The sequence below is a fragment of the Priestia iocasae genome (assembly GCF_016909075.1).
Classification (GTDB): domain Bacteria; phylum Bacillota; class Bacilli; order Bacillales; family Bacillaceae_H; genus Priestia; species Priestia iocasae.
Genome location: NZ_JAFBFC010000015.1, coordinates 1 through 15,944, shown reverse-complemented (window position 1 = coordinate 15,944; position 15,944 = coordinate 1). Strand labels below are relative to the sequence as shown.

The window sequence follows — 15,944 nt, the reverse complement described above, 5'->3', positions numbered from 1 at the left end:
GCTCTCTAGCGCCGATGGTAGTTGGGACTTTGTCCCTGTGAGAGTAGGACGTTGCCGGGCAATAAGAAAACACTAGCGATATCGCTAGTGTTTTTTTGTTTTCATTTTTAAAAATGAAAACAACAGATAAGGAATTTTATCTAATGTAACGGACAAAAATTTTGTGATAAAGGGATAATCCTTTGCTGTATAGGTATGAATTAACTCATACCACCATTCTGTTTCATATCTAGAAATCATACTTAAATTATAAAGAAGTAAATAATGAGTTAGCACTTCCGGTAATTCTTCATCCCAACTGCGATTTTTAGGCAAAGAGAATGTGTTTTCGTATAAATCATACATAAAAGGAAGACAATTATAAAAATCTATATGCTCCTTCTTTATTTTTCCATATAATTGTTCATTCTCATGATGTAACTCTATTCTCAACTTTGATTGCTTCGTTAAATGGTGAGAAAAGCGCTCTTTGTCCATATGATAATTTACAATTAGTTCATCGGGAATTCTAATGATTCCCTTCGTAACATCTCCTACTGTGACAGAGTATTTTTGATTGCAAATAGATTGAAAACATGATGTTAATTCAGGGATATTTTTCATTAATGAGCGCATGCAATACTTTTTTCCTTCAAAATGTTTCATGTGAAACATTTTATCGCTCACATGAGTAAATAACCCATATTTTTGCACCTTTACCTCATCGTCTAAAAAATCATAGCCTTGTTTTTTACGCTTACGGGCAGAAACCCCATGTGCTAAAACTGATGTATTTTCAGGGTAGTGAGGGGTAGTAGTTAGTAAGCAGGCCTTTAATAACTGAGACATTCCATAGAATAACAATACAGGTTTAACAGGCAATGGAGCTGTACGAGATAAGTCGTAATAATTTTTGCTATGCTCAAGATAATATATAAAGGGATAGCAGTTTTCATAGCTAATCTGCTCTGCTTTTTCAATTTCTTCTCTTTCATAACACCTATGAAGAAATTTCTGGGTATAAGTTGAAGAAAAAAACAACATGTAGTCATCCCAAATCCGTTCGTAAGAGTTCATATCTTGCTCCTTTCTTTTTTTAGAATTATCTGATATATCGTTCGTGTGTTGACAGTTACATATCCAATTGTTAATCTACTAATAATATTTTGTCGCTTAAGGGAGGATTCTATAATGTGGGAAACTAAATTTGCAAAAGAAGGGTTAACATTTGATGATGTTTTATTAGTTCCAGCGAAATCTGAGGTGTTACCAAAAGATGTGGACATGAGCGTCGAGTTAACAGAAACATTAAAGTTGAAAGTTCCATTTATTAGTGCTGGTATGGATACTGTAACAGAAGCAGATATGGCGATTGCGATGGCAAGACAAGGTGGATTAGGTATTATTCATAAAAACATGTCAATTGAGCAACAAGCTGAACAAGTGGACAAAGTAAAGCGTTCTGAGAGTGGTGTCATTACGGATCCATTCTTTTTAACACCAGAACATCAAGTGTTTGATGCAGAGCACTTAATGGGCAAGTACCGCATTTCTGGTGTACCAATTGTTAACAACTCTGAAGAGCAAAAATTAGTTGGAATCCTTACAAACCGTGACTTACGTTTTATTCAAGATTATTCGATTGAAATAGCAGAAGTGATGACAAAAGAAGATCTTGTAACTGCTCCAGTGGGAACAACGTTAGATGAAGCAGAGAAGATTTTACAAAAATATAAAATCGAAAAATTACCTTTGGTAGATGATGGTGGAGTTCTAAAAGGGTTAATTACCATTAAAGATATTGAAAAAGTCATTGAATTCCCTAACTCTGCTAAAGATGAGCTTGGACGACTTCTAGTAGGAGCAGCAGTAGGTGTAACAGCTGATACAATGATTCGTATAGACAAGCTTGTAAAAGCAGGAGTGGATGTAGTCGTTGTCGATACAGCCCATGGACATTCTCAAGGTGTATTAAATACAGTAAGACAAATTCGTGAAACGTATCCAGCGCTAAATATTATTGCTGGAAACGTAGCAACAGCAGAAGGAACAAGAGCATTAATTGAAGCTGGGGCTAATGTTGTAAAAGTAGGAATCGGGCCAGGGTCCATTTGTACGACACGCGTAGTAGCAGGTGTAGGTGTTCCTCAAATTACAGCCGTTTACGATTGTGCAACAGAAGGAAGAAAACATGGTGTGCCAGTCATTGCTGATGGTGGAATTAAATACTCAGGTGACATTGTGAAAGCATTAGCTGCAGGTGGACATACAGTTATGTTAGGTAGTTTATTAGCTGGTACATCTGAAAGCCCTGGTGACACAGAAATCTTCCAAGGACGTCGTTTTAAAGTGTATCGAGGTATGGGTTCTGTAGGTGCAATGGAACAAGGAAGTAAAGATCGTTATTTCCAGGAAGATAATAAAAAATTCGTTCCAGAAGGAATTGAAGGACGTTTACCTTATAAAGGACCTTTAGCAGACACTCTTTATCAGCTAGTTGGTGGTTTGCGTTCAGGTATGGGATACTGTGGAACAAAGAACTTACAAGAGCTAAGAGAAGAAGCACAATTTGTTCGAATGACAGGTGCAGGCTTACGAGAAAGTCATCCGCATGATGTTCAAATTACAAAAGAATCTCCAAACTACTCAATGAGCTAATCATCAAAAAAGCTGTGTGACCAGTAATTGTTACACAGCTTTTTTGATGGAAAATAAAACCTTCATAAGGACATAAGGAACGGTACATCTTCACCTATTTTTTTAAAATTGTTTATGATAGAATAATTTTTATGTGAGTTCATTTATGGAGGGTGTAAATTGAAGAAGCGATTACATAGGAAAGTAAAAAGCCTACTTGCTTTATTTATGTTAGTTCCAATACTAGCATTTGGTAAGACAGCTCAAGCCGAAGAGAATTATCTTAACATTGAGTCAGATGCAGCTATGCTAATAGAAGCGGAAACAGGTAAGATTATTTATGAGAAAAATGCAGACACCGTTTTAGGAATTGCCAGTATGACTAAGATGATGACAGAGTACTTAGTATTAGAAGCAATTGCTGAAAAGAAAATTACATGGGAGCAAGAAGTAACCATTAGTGACTATGCATATCAAATTTCTCAAGATCGTGGATTATCAAATGTACCATTATTGAAAAATGGGAAATACAACGTACAAGAGTTGTATGAAGCAATGGCTATTTACTCTGCGAACGGTGCAACAATTGCTTTATCAGAAATACTAGCGGGATCAGAGTCAAATTTCGTTAAAATGATGAATGCGAAAGCGAAGGAGTTAGAACTAGAGGATTATAAGTTTGTTAACTCTACAGGTCTATCAAACTCTTTATTAAAAGGTAGTCATCCAAAAGGTACAGAAGCGAACGATGAGAATGTTTTATCTGCAAAAGCGACTGCTAAACTTGCTTACTATCTAGTAAATGACTATCCAGAAGTATTAGAAACGGCTAAAGTTCCTAAAAAAGTATTTAGAGAAGGTACGGATCACCAAATTCAAATGGATAATTGGAACTGGATGTTACCAGGCCTTGTATTTGGATACGAAGGTGTAGATGGATTAAAAACAGGTCATACAGACTTTGCTGGTTATTGTTTTACAGGTACAGCAGAGCGTGATGGTGTTCGTTATATTACGGTTATTATGAATGCACAAAATAACGGTAAAAAATCATTTGAAGCTCGCTTTCAAGAAACCAAAAAGTTATTAGACTATGCGTTTAGTAATTATCAATTAGAAGAATTAGTACCTGAAGGCTCTCAAGTAAAAGGGAAAGAATCTCTTCCAGTTGCAAAGGGTAAAGAAAAAGAAGTAGAGATTCAAACGAAAGAACCTTTAAATGTACTAATGAAGCGTGGAGAAAAAGAAAGTTATAAGACAAATTTTGAACTAGATAAAAAGGTATTAGATAACAAAGAAAGAGTAACAGCACCTTTTAAAGCTGGTCAAACAGTCGGTTATATCAGTGCGACAAATGAAGAAGGCCAAAATTTAGGATACTTAACAAAAGAAGGCGAAAAAGCGGCTAAAGTTCCAGTTGTCACAGCTACATCTGTTGAAAAGGCCAATTGGTTTGTTCTTTCAATGCGTAGTGTAGGTGGCTTCTTTGGAGATATTTGGTCTAGTGCAGCAGATACAGTGAAAAGTTGGTTTTAAGCTCTCAATTTGAGAGCTTTTTTGGTATCATAAATGAACAAACAATGATAGTGAAAAAAGATTCTTCATACCAAATAAATCCATATTTAAATATAAGTAAACCAATAAGTATTATTCAGTAGGATTTTTTTGAAAAATGAGTTAAAATAGACACTAAGTTTTGAATCTTTTTACACATAATTCTTGTGCTTAATGCGCAAGACTTTATACAGGAGGAGTGCAAACATGAATAACATTACAGGTACTGATCGAGTTAAACGTGGAATGGCAGAAATGCAAAAGGGTGGCGTCATTATGGACGTTGTCAACGCAGAACAAGCTAAAATCGCAGAAGCAGCAGGTGCTGTAGCAGTTATGGCATTAGAGCGTGTCCCAGCTGACATTCGTGCAGCAGGTGGAGTGTCACGTATGGCAGATCCAACAATTGTAGAAGAAGTAATGAATGCTGTTTCTATCCCTGTTATGGCAAAAGCACGTATTGGTCATATTGTAGAAGCACGTATACTAGAAGCAATGGGTGTAGATTACATTGATGAGAGTGAAGTGTTAACACCAGCTGATGAGGAGTTTCACTTAAACAAAAACACGTTCACAGTTCCATTCGTTTGTGGTTGTCGTGATTTAGGCGAAGCAGCACGTCGTATTGGCGAAGGAGCTTCTATGCTTCGTACAAAAGGAGAGCCAGGTACAGGTAATATTGTAGAAGCGGTAAGACACATGCGTAAAGTGAATGCTCAAGTACGTAAAGTAGTAGGTATGAATGAAGATGAGTTAATGACAGAAGCGAAGTTACTAGGTGCACCTTATGAGTTATTATTACAAATCAAGCGTGAAGGTCGTCTTCCAGTTGTAAACTTTGCAGCAGGTGGAGTGTCTTCGCCAGCAGATGCAGCCTTAATGATGCAATTAGGTGCAGATGGTGTGTTTGTAGGTTCTGGTATCTTTAAATCTGAAAATCCAGAGAAATTTGCACGTGCGATTGTAGAAGCAACAACTCATTACGAAGATTATGAGTTAATTGCAAAACTTTCTAAAGGGTTAGGGAACCCAATGAAAGGAATTGAAATTTCAACGTTATTACCAGAAAATCGTATGCAAGAGCGTGGTTGGTAATTAATAAGGGAGTTATGTGAAATTATGGTGAAAGTTGGAGTATTAGGACTGCAAGGTGCTGTGCGAGAACATATCCGCGCAATAGAAGCGTCAGGTGCTGAAGCTATTGTAGTTAAAAAGACAGAGCAATTAGCAGACCTAGACGGTCTAATCTTACCAGGTGGCGAAAGTACAACAATGCGTCGCTTAATTGACAAATATGAATTTATGGAACCACTTTTACAATTTGCAAAAGATGGTAAGCCGATGTTTGGAACGTGTGCGGGTTTGATTTTACTAGCGAAAAACATTGCTGGTTATAGTGAGCCACATCTAGGTGTCATGGATATTACGGTTGAACGTAATTCATTTGGACGTCAACGTGAGAGTTTTGAAGCTTCTTTGCACATTAAGGATGTTGCTGAAGACTTTGTAGGTGTTTTTATTCGAGCGCCACATATCGTAGACGTTGGCTCAGATGTTGAAGTGTTATCGACGCATAATGAACGTATTGTCGCAGCAAGACAAGGTCAGTTTTTAGGCTGCTCATTCCATCCAGAATTGACAAATGACGCAAGATTAACAAAATATTTTGTGCAAATGGTGGAAGAATCTACAGCAAAAGCGGTATAAGAGCATTGCATCTTGTGAAAACTTATAGTACATTATGGTTATTATAAAATGTTTATACGATAAAACGATGAAGGGAACTAGTAATAAGAAGTCTTTTCTCTAGAGAGTCGATGGTTGGTGAAAATCGACGTAAAGCGCTTATGAATCCATCCCTGAGTAGATTACTGAAAAATAAGCAAGTAGGTAATCTCGGTTTAACCGTTATCTTATTAAGTGGAAAGCATAAGCTTTAGTATGCTTTCAATTAGGGTGGCAACGCGGGTAAACTCTCGTCCCTTTTCATAAGGGATGAGAGTTTTTTGTTTTGCCTATTTTTATTATTTCATTGAAAAATAAAGGAGGTTTTACGCATGTTAGACTTAAAATTTCTACGTGCCAATTTTGAAGAAGTGAAAGAGAAGCTTAAATGTCGTGGTGAGGACTTAACAGATTTAAGCAAGTTTGAAGAATTAGATGAAAAGCGTCGCGAGCTTATTGCTCAAACAGAAGAGTTAAAGAGCAAGCGAAATGAAGTATCACAACAAATTGCTATCATGAAGCGTGAGAAACAAGATGCAGATCATCTAATTACAGAGATGAGAGAAGTAGGAGATCGTGTAAAAGAGTTAGATGATCAACTACGTGTAGTGGAAGAGTCTTTAGAGATGCTATTGCTATCTATTCCTAACATTCCACATGAAAGTGTACCTGTAGGTGAAACAGAAGACGATAATGTGGAAGCAAGAAAATGGGGAGATGTTCGAGAGTTTTCATTTGAACCAAAGCCACATTGGGATTTAGCAACAGACCTTAGCATCGTTGATTTCGAACGAGCTGCGAAAGTAACAGGTAGCCGCTTTGTATTTTATAAAGGTCTAGGTGCTCGCTTAGAACGAGCATTGATTAACTTTATGATGGATTTACATATGGATGAGCATGGGTATGAAGAAATACTACCTCCTTATATGGTAAATCGTACGAGCATGACAGGTACAGGACAATTACCGAAATTTGAAGAAGATGCATTTAAGATTAAAGAAGAAGACTATTTCTTAGTTCCAACTGCAGAAGTACCTGTTACAAACTTTCACCGTGATGAAATCTTAAGCGGTGATCAACTACCAATTGCGTATACAGCATACAGTGCATGTTTCCGCTCAGAGGCTGGATCAGCAGGTAGAGATACACGTGGTTTAATTCGTCAGCATCAATTCAATAAGGTAGAACTTGTTCGTTTTGTTAAACCTGAGGATTCTTATGATGAATTAGAAAAGTTAACAGGTCATGCTGAAAAAGTGCTTCAATTACTAGGCTTACCTTATCGTGTAATGAGCATGTGCACAGCTGATTTAGGGTTCACAGCAGCGAAGAAGTATGACATTGAAGTATGGATTCCAAGCTATGGTACGTATCGTGAAATTTCATCTTGTTCTAACTTTGAAGCATTCCAAGCTCGACGTGCAAACATTCGTTTCCGTCGTGAAGCTAAAGCAAAACCTGAACATGTACACACATTAAATGGTTCTGGGTTAGCAATTGGACGCACAGTAGCAGCCATTTTAGAGAACTATCAACAAGAAGATGGTTCAATTGTTATTCCAGAAGTGTTACGCCCATATATGGGAAATAAAGAAGTAATTAAGAAGTAATGAATTTTCTTCACGAGAAGCAATTTTGCTTCTCGTGAAGAAAAATAAAAAAAGTTTGTTCAAAGTGTTGACTCTCTATTTTTTCTATGATATATTTAATCTTGTCGATACGGAGGAATACCCAAGTCCGGCTGAAGGGATCGGTCTTGAAAACCGACAGGGGTGTTAAAGCCCGCGGGGGTTCGAATCCCTCTTCCTCCGCCATAATTAATTTAATTAATTGACCTAGCGCATAAATTGGAGATTGAAAAATCGTTACATTCATGTAACGATTTTTTTTATTTTATAAAGAACTTTTTTTAAGACTTGAAAAATAATGCTTTTTCTATTTAATGAAAATGGACCGCGATGAAGCTCTTCATGTTACTGAGTTTTCATCGCGGTCCATTTTGTTTTTATATAGACGAAATGTTTCTTCTTTTAAGTTTTTCACTATGATGCAAAAAACGAGAGATTTTCTCAACGATTGGCTCGATTGAGTTCTTATCTTGCATGATATCATATTCATTAATATTTAAGCGTAGAACAGGGCAGGCGTTAAAGTTATTAATCCATGTCTCGTAACGCTCATGCATCTCTTTCCAATATTCAATAGGTGTTTGTTGTTCCATTGGACGTCCTCGTTCTTGGATGCGGTCAACAATATCTTCAAAGCTTCCTTCTAAATAAATTACTAAATCTGGATGAGGGAAGTAAGGGGTCATAACCATGGCATCAAATAAACTAGTATATGTCTCATAATCAGTTTTTGACATTGTTCCTTTTTCAAAATGCATCTTTGCAAAAATACCTGTATCTTCATAAATAGATCGATCTTGAATAAAGCCTCCGCCATATTCAAAGATTTTCTTTTGTTCTTTAAATCGCTCAGCTAAAAAGTAGACTTGTAAATGAAAACTCCATCTCTCAAAATCAGCATAAAATTTATCGAGATAAGGATTTGTATCTACTTTCTCAAATGACGTGCGAAAGTCTAAAGCATCAGCTAGCGCTTTTGTCATCGTTGATTTCCCAACACCAACTGTTCCAGCAATCGTCAAAACAGCGTCATTAGGGATGTTATACTTCTTGCGCAAGTTCATTATGATTGACTCCTTCTTAAAATAGTTTCTTCAATTTTATCTAAAATCAACTGCAAATGATCAGGATTGTGAACGAAATCTAACTCATCTCCGTTAAAACGTAACACAGTTACATCAGAATAGTCCTGTTCAAACTGATTCATTGCTGCCTCGTAATCTTGTTTTAATTGCAGTAAGTAACCTGGGTCCATGTCTTTTTCAATTTCCCTACCGCGTAATTGAATTCTTTTTAATAGTGTATCTAAACTCGCATTAAGATAAATGACAACGTTAGGGTTAGGCATATCAGATGTTAAGATATGATAGATTTGAACATATTTCTGATATTGCTCATCTTTTAACGTTCTAGCAGCAAAAATCATATTTTTCATAACATGATAATCTGCTACAACAGGCTTTTTATGTGCTAAGTATAATTGATTAATATCTTCAAGTTGCTTAAACCGATTGCATAAAAAGAACATTTCGGTTTGAAAGCTCCACTCATGTATATCTTGATAGAATTTACCTAAAAAAGGGTTCTCATCCACGATTTCTCTTAATAAGTGATATTGAAAATATTCAGCAATCGCTTTGGTTAGAGAGGTCTTCCCAACACCAATCGGCCCTTCTACCGTAATAAAAGGTGTTTCTCCCACTTTCAGTTCCTCCTTTTATATAAACGCTCGCATCAAAAAACAGACAAAATATATTTTAACATAGTCAAAACAGGTAGGGGGAGAAAAAGAAGAAAAAAGAACACCCTGATCCTTGGAAAATAAAACTATGTTTTACACCTTTAGTAGGGAGCAGAGAATTTATAATCCTTTTGTTTATAAAAAAGAAAACTAGCCCATTAGGTACTAGTTTTCTTTGTGACAGTAAAGTTGTCTTCAATAAGTAGCCAATTTTGCGGAAAAGGAAGCCCTAACTTCCAGTAAGCCATTCCGCGTAATCCTAACTCTTTTAGGAGATTGAACTTTGCTTGAATAGAGCGTGCATCCTCAAACCATACTTCGTGTGTTTTACCTTGCTCATCTACGTAGCGGAAATAAGGAGCCTGCGATTTTGCATCGTATTGAATGGCTGCATTGTATTTATAAGCAATTTCAATGGCACGTTGAGCACTTATTGCTTTTGCAAACTTTCCTCCAGGTTTATAAGGTAGTGTCCAATCATAGCCATACAAATTTTGACCCATGATAATTTTAGATGGAGGAATTTCAGAAATGGCATAATCTAAAACCCTTCGAACTTGATCGATAGGTGAAACAGCCATTGGGGGACCTCCACTATATCCCCATTCATAAGTCATAGGTACAACAAAATTTGCGATTTCTCCGATGGCTTTATAATCATGTGCCTCATACCATTTTCCTTTTTGATCACGGCTTGTTTTTGGAGCTAAGGCAACAGACATCAAAATGTTTTCTTGGGATAATCGTTCTTTTGCTTTTTTTAAGAAAGCGATATAAGCATCTTTATCTTCAGGGCGTAGAAATTCAAAATCAAAATGAACGTCCCGAAAGTTTTTTTCTTTTGCTTTTTTGACAATATTGTCAATTAATTTATTTTGAATGGTAGGGTTGTTTAAGATGACACGCGCGAGCTCATCGCTAAATCCGTCATCTTCAATATTAGCTAAAACCATCATATAAACAGCTCGGTTATCTTTTGCTATTGCACCTAAATCATTAAGTGGAGGCTCTTTAATAGAACCGTCTCTTTGTACTTCAAAGTTAGCAGGTCCTAAGTAGGTAAGGTATTTAGCGTTACTACGAATTAATTTCTCTGTTTCAGGTGTAATGGTGCGGTTACTTGTTTCTACATAACCTAAAAATTCTGCTTCTCTCTTTGGGCGAGGTGGAATATATAGGCGTGTGCCTACTCTTAATGGTTGTGTAACAGGAATGTTATTTGCGTTTGCAATGGTTTGATAGCTGACACCTAGTTTTCTACCTATTTTCCAAAGGTTATCTCCTTGTTGAACGGTGTAGAACCTTCCTTCAATCGGAATGAGCAATGCTTGCCCGACCACTAATTGATTTGGGTTAGGTAATTGATTGATTTGACTAATTTCATTAGGGGGAATGTTATAGGCTTGAGCGATTTGATAAATACTATCACCCTGCTTTACAACATGTATTTGCATAATGTCACCCCTCCAATCTTGTTTTTACCATCTTATGACCAAAGGGGGAAGGGCATGAATTATTTCATGTATTCTTTATGAGGAAGTGTGTTTGCTTTAAGCACGTTTCTCATCATTTTTAACGCAAATTCATTATCCTCAGCAACGTTAGATGCGATACAATCAGAGGGAATAATTAAATTGTATTCTCTCATGTATGCATCATTAGCTGAGAAAAGCACACAAATGTTTCCTGCTATACCGCATAAGATAAGAGTTTCAATCTCTAACTCTGCTAGCAACATGTTAAGAGCTGTACCGTAGAAGATGGAGTGTTTCGGTTTAATAAGGAAGTAATCCTTTTCGGTTGGTTGAATTTGTTCAAGGATTGATCTGCTTGTCTCATTTGTACAATAAGAAATAATCTTATCTAAGTCAGCCTTCCAAAGGCGGTAATGATCATTTACATAAATCGTTGGTACACCTTTAGTTGTTAGAAATTGTTTTAATTTGAGGATATTAGCGGCAACTACTTGAGCTTGTTCAGCTAACATGTTGCCGTGGTTAAACTGAAAGTCATTGATCATGTCTATAATAATAAGTGCGGTTTTAGTATTGTTCATTTGATTTCCTCCTTTTATAAAATGAGAAATGTCTCAATTATTGTGGCTCATTATAGAAAAGAATATTTGAAAATAAAAAGTAAGGTTGGATGAAAGTTGATACAAGATGAAAAGTATATGCAATTAGCAATTGAACAAGCAAAACAAGCAGAGGCTCTAATGGAAGTACCAATAGGGGCTGTCTTGGTATGGGAAGATAAAGTCATTGCAAAAGCACATAATTTAAGAGAAAGTGAACAGCGCTCTATCGCGCATGCAGAATTATTAGCTATTGATGAAGCGTGCAAAAAGCTAGGTACGTGGCGATTAGAGGAGGCAACTTTATATGTCACCCTAGAGCCTTGTCCAATGTGCGCAGGAGCAATTATGCTTTCTCGTGTTAAGCGAGTAGTATTTGGAGCATACGATCCAAAAGGTGGGTGTGCGGGGACATTGATGAACTTGCTGACATTTGAAAAGTTTAATCACCAATCCGAGGTACAAGGTGGAGTGTTAGAAGAAGAATGTGGAGAACTGCTTACTACTTTCTTTCGGACATTGCGCATGAAAAAAAAGAAAAAATAGAGAAATATTATTTTACAATAACTTACAGTTGTTAAACGTTGCATTTCTGAAAGAAAACACGTATACTTATAAATGCGTCGGACATGACGCCTAACAAATTGGTTTCAATTTTGCCGTGCTAAGCGGGGAGGTAGCGGTGCCCTGTACTCGCAATCCGCTCTAGCGAGGCCGAATCCCTTCTAGAGGTTAGTGGACTTTAGGGTCTGCCTCAAGTAAGTGGTGTTGACGTTTGGGTCCTATGCAATGGGAATCTGTGAACCCTGTCAGGTCCGGAAGGAAGCAGCAGTAAGCAGAATCTCTCATGTGCCATAGGGTAGCCTGAACCGAGCTAACTGCTTGAGTAACGCCTAGGGTTGCTAATCGACGGAAGGTGCACGGCAGTTATACATATGTCATTAAAAGCCTACTCTATAAGAGTAGGCTTTTTTTCCTTTAATGCCTTTGTAAAATGCCTTTATAGTACGATATAATAAGATTAATCTAACAGGAACGATGAAAAGAAAAATGGAGGGAATGTAGTGGCGTATCAAGCATTATATCGTGTGTATCGTCCACAGAGTTTTAATGATGTAGTGGGACAAAGGCACATTATAAAAACATTACAAAACGCTCTCACACAAGAGAAGTTTTCTCATGCTTACTTATTCTCTGGTCCAAGAGGGACTGGGAAAACAACGGCAGCTAAGATACTTTCAAAAGCTGTTAACTGCGATAAAGCTCCAACAGCTGAGCCTTGTAATGAATGTCCATCTTGTCTCGGTATTATGGATGGATCGGTTTCAGATGTCATTGAGATTGATGCAGCATCTAACAATGGAGTAGATGAAATAAGAGATATAAGAGATAAGGTCAAATATGCACCAAGCGCTGTAAGGTATAAAGTGTATATTATCGATGAAGTTCATATGCTTTCAATTGGAGCATTTAATGCTTTATTAAAGACGTTAGAAGAACCACCTCCACATGTTATTTTTATACTTGCCACTACCGAACCGCATAAAATACCACTTACGATTATTTCAAGGTGTCAACGGTTTGATTTTAAACGAATTTCAAATGACGATATTGTTTTTCGAATGAAAGAAGTATTATCATCTGAAAGTGTCAAAATTGAGGAGCAAGCATTATACGAAATAGCGAAAGCATCAGAAGGTGGGATGCGTGATGCTTTAAGTTTGCTAGACCAAGCCATTTCATATAGTGATGATTCTGTTTCACTAGAGGATGTTCTCTCTATTACTGGAGCTGTCTCACAAGAGTTTTTACTACGTATTGTCAAAGCGATTTATGAAAAGGATGTTGTAAGTGCATTAGATGCTGTTGAACAGCTGATAAGAAACGGAAAAGATCCATCTAGGTTTGTAGAAGATATTATTTTTTATTATAGAGACTTACTTTTATATCAAACTTCAGAAAAAAATGTTCATTTATTAGAAAAAGCGATGGTTAATGAAGAGTTCGAATTTTTGAGTCAAAACATTCATGCTGCTTCCATTTATGATGTTATTCATAAATTAAATGAGACCCAACAAGAAATGAAATGGACGAATCATCCAAGAGTATTACTAGAAGTGGGGCTTGTAAAAGCTTGTCAGCTTCATGCGCCAGTTAATGTTGAAAACAGCGCTCCACCACAAGAGTTAATGCAAAAGATTAGCCAGTTGGAAGCGCAAATAAACCAACTGAGAGAGCAGGGAGTAGCTGTACAAGCAAGTAACGCTGAAGCTAATAACCAAGAACGTAAGCCAACAAGGCAAGGGAGAAGTACGTATAAAACACCGACAGGAAAAATTAATGAGATTCTAAAAAACGCTTCTCGCCAAGATTTAGAAGATTTAAAACGTAATTGGGGAAATGTATTAGAGACATTAAAACAACAAAACAAAGCATCACATGCTGCACTTTTATCAAACAGTGAGCCAGTAGCATCTTCTCAAAGCTCGTTTGTGTTAAAATTTAAATATGAGATTCATTGCAAGATGGCTGCTGAAAATAATAACAATGTACGTGATAATTTAGAGAATATCTTATATACTTTAATTGGTAGCAAACGAGATATGGTTGCAATTCCTGAAAGTGAATGGGATAAAGTAAGAGAAGAGTTTATTCGTGGGCAACGAGGGGAAGAAGAAGAGTCTATACAAGAAGAAGATCCTCTCATTACGGAAGCTCAAAAGTTGTTTGGTGCAGACCTTATTGAGATTAAAGATTAAATTATAGGAGGCATACAATTATGATGCGTGGAATGGGAAATATGCAAAAGATGATGAAACAAATGCAAAAAATGCAAAAAGATATGCAAAAAGCTCAAGAGGAGCTAGCAGATCAAAAAGTAGAGGGTACTGCTGGCGGCGGTATGGTTACAGTTTTAATAAACGGTAACAAAGAAGTATTAGAGGTTAACATTAAAGAAGAAGTCGTAGACCCAGAAGATATCGAGATGTTGCAGGATCTGGTTTTAGCAGCAACGAATGATGCATTAAAGAAAATGGATGAATTAACAAACAATACAATGGGTCAATTTACAAAAGGGTTAAACATCCCGGGATTCTAATCGGGATCTAATTATATGCGTTATCCAGAACCTATATCAAAGCTCATTGATAGCTTTATGAAATTGCCAGGAATCGGTCCTAAAACGGCGGTTCGCCTGGCTTTTTTTGTACTAACAATGAAAGAAGAACCTGTGCTAGATTTCGCCAAAGCCTTAGTGAATGCGAAAAGAAATCTCACGTATTGTTCAGTGTGTGGGCACATTACAGATCAAGACCCTTGTTATATCTGCGAAGACCAACGCAGAGATCGTAGTATTGTTTGTGTAGTACAAGATCCAAAAGATGTTATCGCAATGGAAAAAATGAAAGAATATAACGGACTGTATCATGTGTTACACGGCGCAATCTCTCCTATGGAAGGGATTGGACCAGAAGACATCAAAGTTCCTGAGTTGTTAAAGAGATTACAAGACGATGAAATTCAAGAAGTGATTTTAGCGACTAATCCTAACATTGAGGGAGAAGCGACTGCTATGTATATTTCTAGATTACTTAAACCGACTGGAATTAAAATTACAAGAATTGCTCATGGCTTGCCTGTAGGTGGAGATTTAGAATACGCAGATGAAGTAACGTTATCAAAAGCATTAGAAGGCAGAAGAGAAGTATAAAAAACATTGAATGAGGTAAATATATGTTTTTTAAAAGAAAAGGTTGGCTACGAAAAGAGTTTGATGGGCAATTACTTAACACATTTATAGAAGCAAAAGAAGATTGGTCTAAAAAGACAGATATGATTAATCGAGGTGTAGATCCATCAGATGAAGTTATTGTCAGTGGAAAGATAGCAAAAGCGAAATATCTTTATTTATTAAGAGAAGCAAAATACAGAGATATAAAAATCGGAAGGACATAACGTCCCTCCGATTTTTTATATCTTTAAGACAGTTATGATTTCAAGAGCCTGTACATACATATGATTATATAAGAAAGAAAAAGGAGGTAATGAATTGTTTGAACCTGTGATTGTAATTCCTATAATAGGAGGGCTTATCCTTTTATTGCTGCTAGCAGGAGGAACGACGAATAAAATACTTCGTTTAATAGGACAAGGATCTATAAAGCTTGTTATAGGGGCTCTCTTTCTATTCTTCGTAAATGTGATTGGAGCTCAAATGGATATTCATGTTCCGATTAATGTAGTAACGACTTCGATTTCTGGTATACTAGGAATACCAGGTTTAATAGCTTTAATCATTATTAATAACTTCATTTTGTAAGAAGTTTTCCTTGTTGGAAAACTTTTTTCGTTTTTAATGAAAAATCTATTGACCACACTTAATAATGGTGTTATATTTATATTCGTCGTTAAGACAACATCGAATCACTTGAAAATAACATAAAAAAGTTATTGACATTAGAGATTAGAGATGTTAAGATAATAAAGTCGCCTAAAGAGGCGGACGAGTTCTTTGAAAACTGAACAAAGCGACAAACGTCAACGTTAATTCAAGTTTTAAAATTATGAGCAAGTCAAACATTTCTTCGGAGAGTTTGATCCTGGC

16 protein-coding genes, 1 tRNA gene, 1 other RNA gene and 1 other annotated feature are annotated in these 15,944 nt (G+C 36.5%); of the genes, 13 read left to right on the top strand and 5 right to left on the bottom strand.

Features of this window, described 5'->3' with window-relative positions:
* Positions 1–84: 84 nt before the first annotated feature.
* Entirely contained in the window at positions 85–1,056 is a 972-nt protein-coding gene (locus tag JOC83_RS19825) for a YaaC family protein (RefSeq protein ID WP_205189084.1), read from the bottom strand.
* A gap of 114 nt (positions 1,057–1,170) precedes the next feature.
* Here JOC83_RS19825 and guaB point away from each other — a divergent pair, with 114 nt between their 5' ends.
* The 6 genes from guaB to JOC83_RS19795 all read left to right on the top strand — a co-directional run bounded on the left by guaB (position 1,171) and on the right by JOC83_RS19795 (position 7,709).
* Positions 1,171–2,637 carry an IMP dehydrogenase gene (gene guaB / locus JOC83_RS19820; RefSeq protein ID WP_205189083.1) on the top strand — a complete coding sequence of 489 codons (1,467 nt, stop codon included), beginning with the start codon at positions 1,171–1,173 and terminating at the stop codon, positions 2,635–2,637.
* A gap of 159 nt (positions 2,638–2,796) precedes the next feature.
* Positions 2,797–4,152: a serine hydrolase gene (locus JOC83_RS19815; RefSeq protein WP_378913386.1), complete on the top strand. Its 1,356-nt coding sequence runs from the start codon at positions 2,797–2,799 to the stop codon at positions 4,150–4,152.
* Positions 4,153–4,377: 225 nt separating this feature from the next.
* Positions 4,378–5,265, top strand: a complete 888-nt coding sequence (gene pdxS / locus JOC83_RS19810) for a pyridoxal 5'-phosphate synthase lyase subunit PdxS (protein WP_205189082.1) — start codon at positions 4,378–4,380, stop codon at positions 5,263–5,265.
* Between the two features lie 24 nt (positions 5,266–5,289).
* On the top strand, positions 5,290–5,877 hold the full coding sequence (gene pdxT, locus JOC83_RS19805; protein WP_205189081.1) for a pyridoxal 5'-phosphate synthase glutaminase subunit PdxT: 588 nt from the start codon (positions 5,290–5,292) through the stop codon (positions 5,875–5,877).
* 58 nt (positions 5,878–5,935) lie between these two features.
* Positions 5,936–6,157 (top strand) — a binding site (T-box leader).
* A gap of 70 nt (positions 6,158–6,227) precedes the next feature.
* Positions 6,228–7,505 carry a serine--tRNA ligase gene (gene serS, locus JOC83_RS19800; RefSeq protein WP_205189080.1) on the top strand — a complete coding sequence of 426 codons (1,278 nt, stop codon included), beginning with the start codon at positions 6,228–6,230 and terminating at the stop codon, positions 7,503–7,505.
* Positions 7,506–7,616: 111 nt separating this feature from the next.
* Positions 7,617–7,709: transfer RNA gene (locus JOC83_RS19795), tRNA-Ser, on the top strand.
* Positions 7,710–7,900: 191 nt separating this feature from the next.
* Here JOC83_RS19795 and JOC83_RS19790 read toward each other — a convergent pair.
* From JOC83_RS19790 to JOC83_RS19775, 4 genes are all read right to left on the bottom strand, one after another.
* Positions 7,901–8,587 carry a deoxynucleoside kinase gene (locus tag JOC83_RS19790; protein WP_205189079.1) on the bottom strand — a complete coding sequence of 229 codons (687 nt, stop codon included), beginning with the start codon at positions 8,585–8,587 and terminating at the stop codon, positions 7,901–7,903.
* Positions 8,587–9,225 carry a deoxynucleoside kinase gene (locus JOC83_RS19785; RefSeq protein ID WP_205189078.1) on the bottom strand — a complete coding sequence of 213 codons (639 nt, stop codon included), beginning with the start codon at positions 9,223–9,225 and terminating at the stop codon, positions 8,587–8,589. Before JOC83_RS19785 ends, JOC83_RS19790 begins: the two co-directional genes overlap by 1 nt.
* A 197-nt stretch (positions 9,226–9,422) precedes the next feature.
* Positions 9,423–10,718, bottom strand: coding sequence for a glycoside hydrolase family 18 protein (locus tag JOC83_RS19780; protein ID WP_205189077.1), 1,296 nt, complete (start codon positions 10,716–10,718; stop codon positions 9,423–9,425).
* A 59-nt stretch (positions 10,719–10,777) separates the two neighbouring features.
* Positions 10,778–11,320 (bottom strand): cysteine hydrolase family protein, encoded by a 543-nt coding sequence (locus JOC83_RS19775; protein WP_205189076.1) that lies wholly within the window; start codon positions 11,318–11,320, stop codon positions 10,778–10,780.
* A gap of 96 nt (positions 11,321–11,416) precedes the next feature.
* Here JOC83_RS19775 and tadA point away from each other — a divergent pair, with 96 nt between their 5' ends.
* From tadA to JOC83_RS19740, 7 genes are all read left to right on the top strand, one after another.
* Complete coding sequence (gene tadA / locus JOC83_RS19770; RefSeq protein ID WP_275580460.1) at positions 11,417–11,884, top strand: tRNA adenosine(34) deaminase TadA; 468 nt, start codon at positions 11,417–11,419, stop codon at positions 11,882–11,884.
* 113 nt (positions 11,885–11,997) lie between these two features.
* An RNA gene (gene ffs / locus JOC83_RS19765) (signal recognition particle sRNA large type) lies at positions 11,998–12,262 on the top strand.
* Positions 12,263–12,402: 140 nt separating this feature from the next.
* Positions 12,403–14,097: a DNA polymerase III subunit gamma/tau gene (gene dnaX, locus JOC83_RS19760; RefSeq protein WP_205189075.1), complete on the top strand. Its 1,695-nt coding sequence runs from the start codon at positions 12,403–12,405 to the stop codon at positions 14,095–14,097.
* A gap of 20 nt (positions 14,098–14,117) precedes the next feature.
* Complete coding sequence (locus tag JOC83_RS19755; protein WP_205189074.1) at positions 14,118–14,438, top strand: YbaB/EbfC family nucleoid-associated protein; 321 nt, start codon at positions 14,118–14,120, stop codon at positions 14,436–14,438.
* A 15-nt stretch (positions 14,439–14,453) separates the two neighbouring features.
* Positions 14,454–15,050, top strand: coding sequence for a recombination mediator RecR (gene recR, locus JOC83_RS19750; RefSeq protein ID WP_205189073.1), 597 nt, complete (start codon positions 14,454–14,456; stop codon positions 15,048–15,050).
* A gap of 23 nt (positions 15,051–15,073) precedes the next feature.
* The gene (locus JOC83_RS19745; RefSeq protein WP_205189072.1) at positions 15,074–15,295 is read left to right on the top strand and encodes a YaaL family protein; all 222 of its coding nucleotides are present in this window, start codon (positions 15,074–15,076) and stop codon (positions 15,293–15,295) included.
* A 94-nt stretch (positions 15,296–15,389) separates the two neighbouring features.
* Complete coding sequence (locus JOC83_RS19740; protein WP_205189071.1) at positions 15,390–15,659, top strand: pro-sigmaK processing inhibitor BofA family protein; 270 nt, start codon at positions 15,390–15,392, stop codon at positions 15,657–15,659.
* Positions 15,660–15,944: the final 285 nt, after the last annotated feature.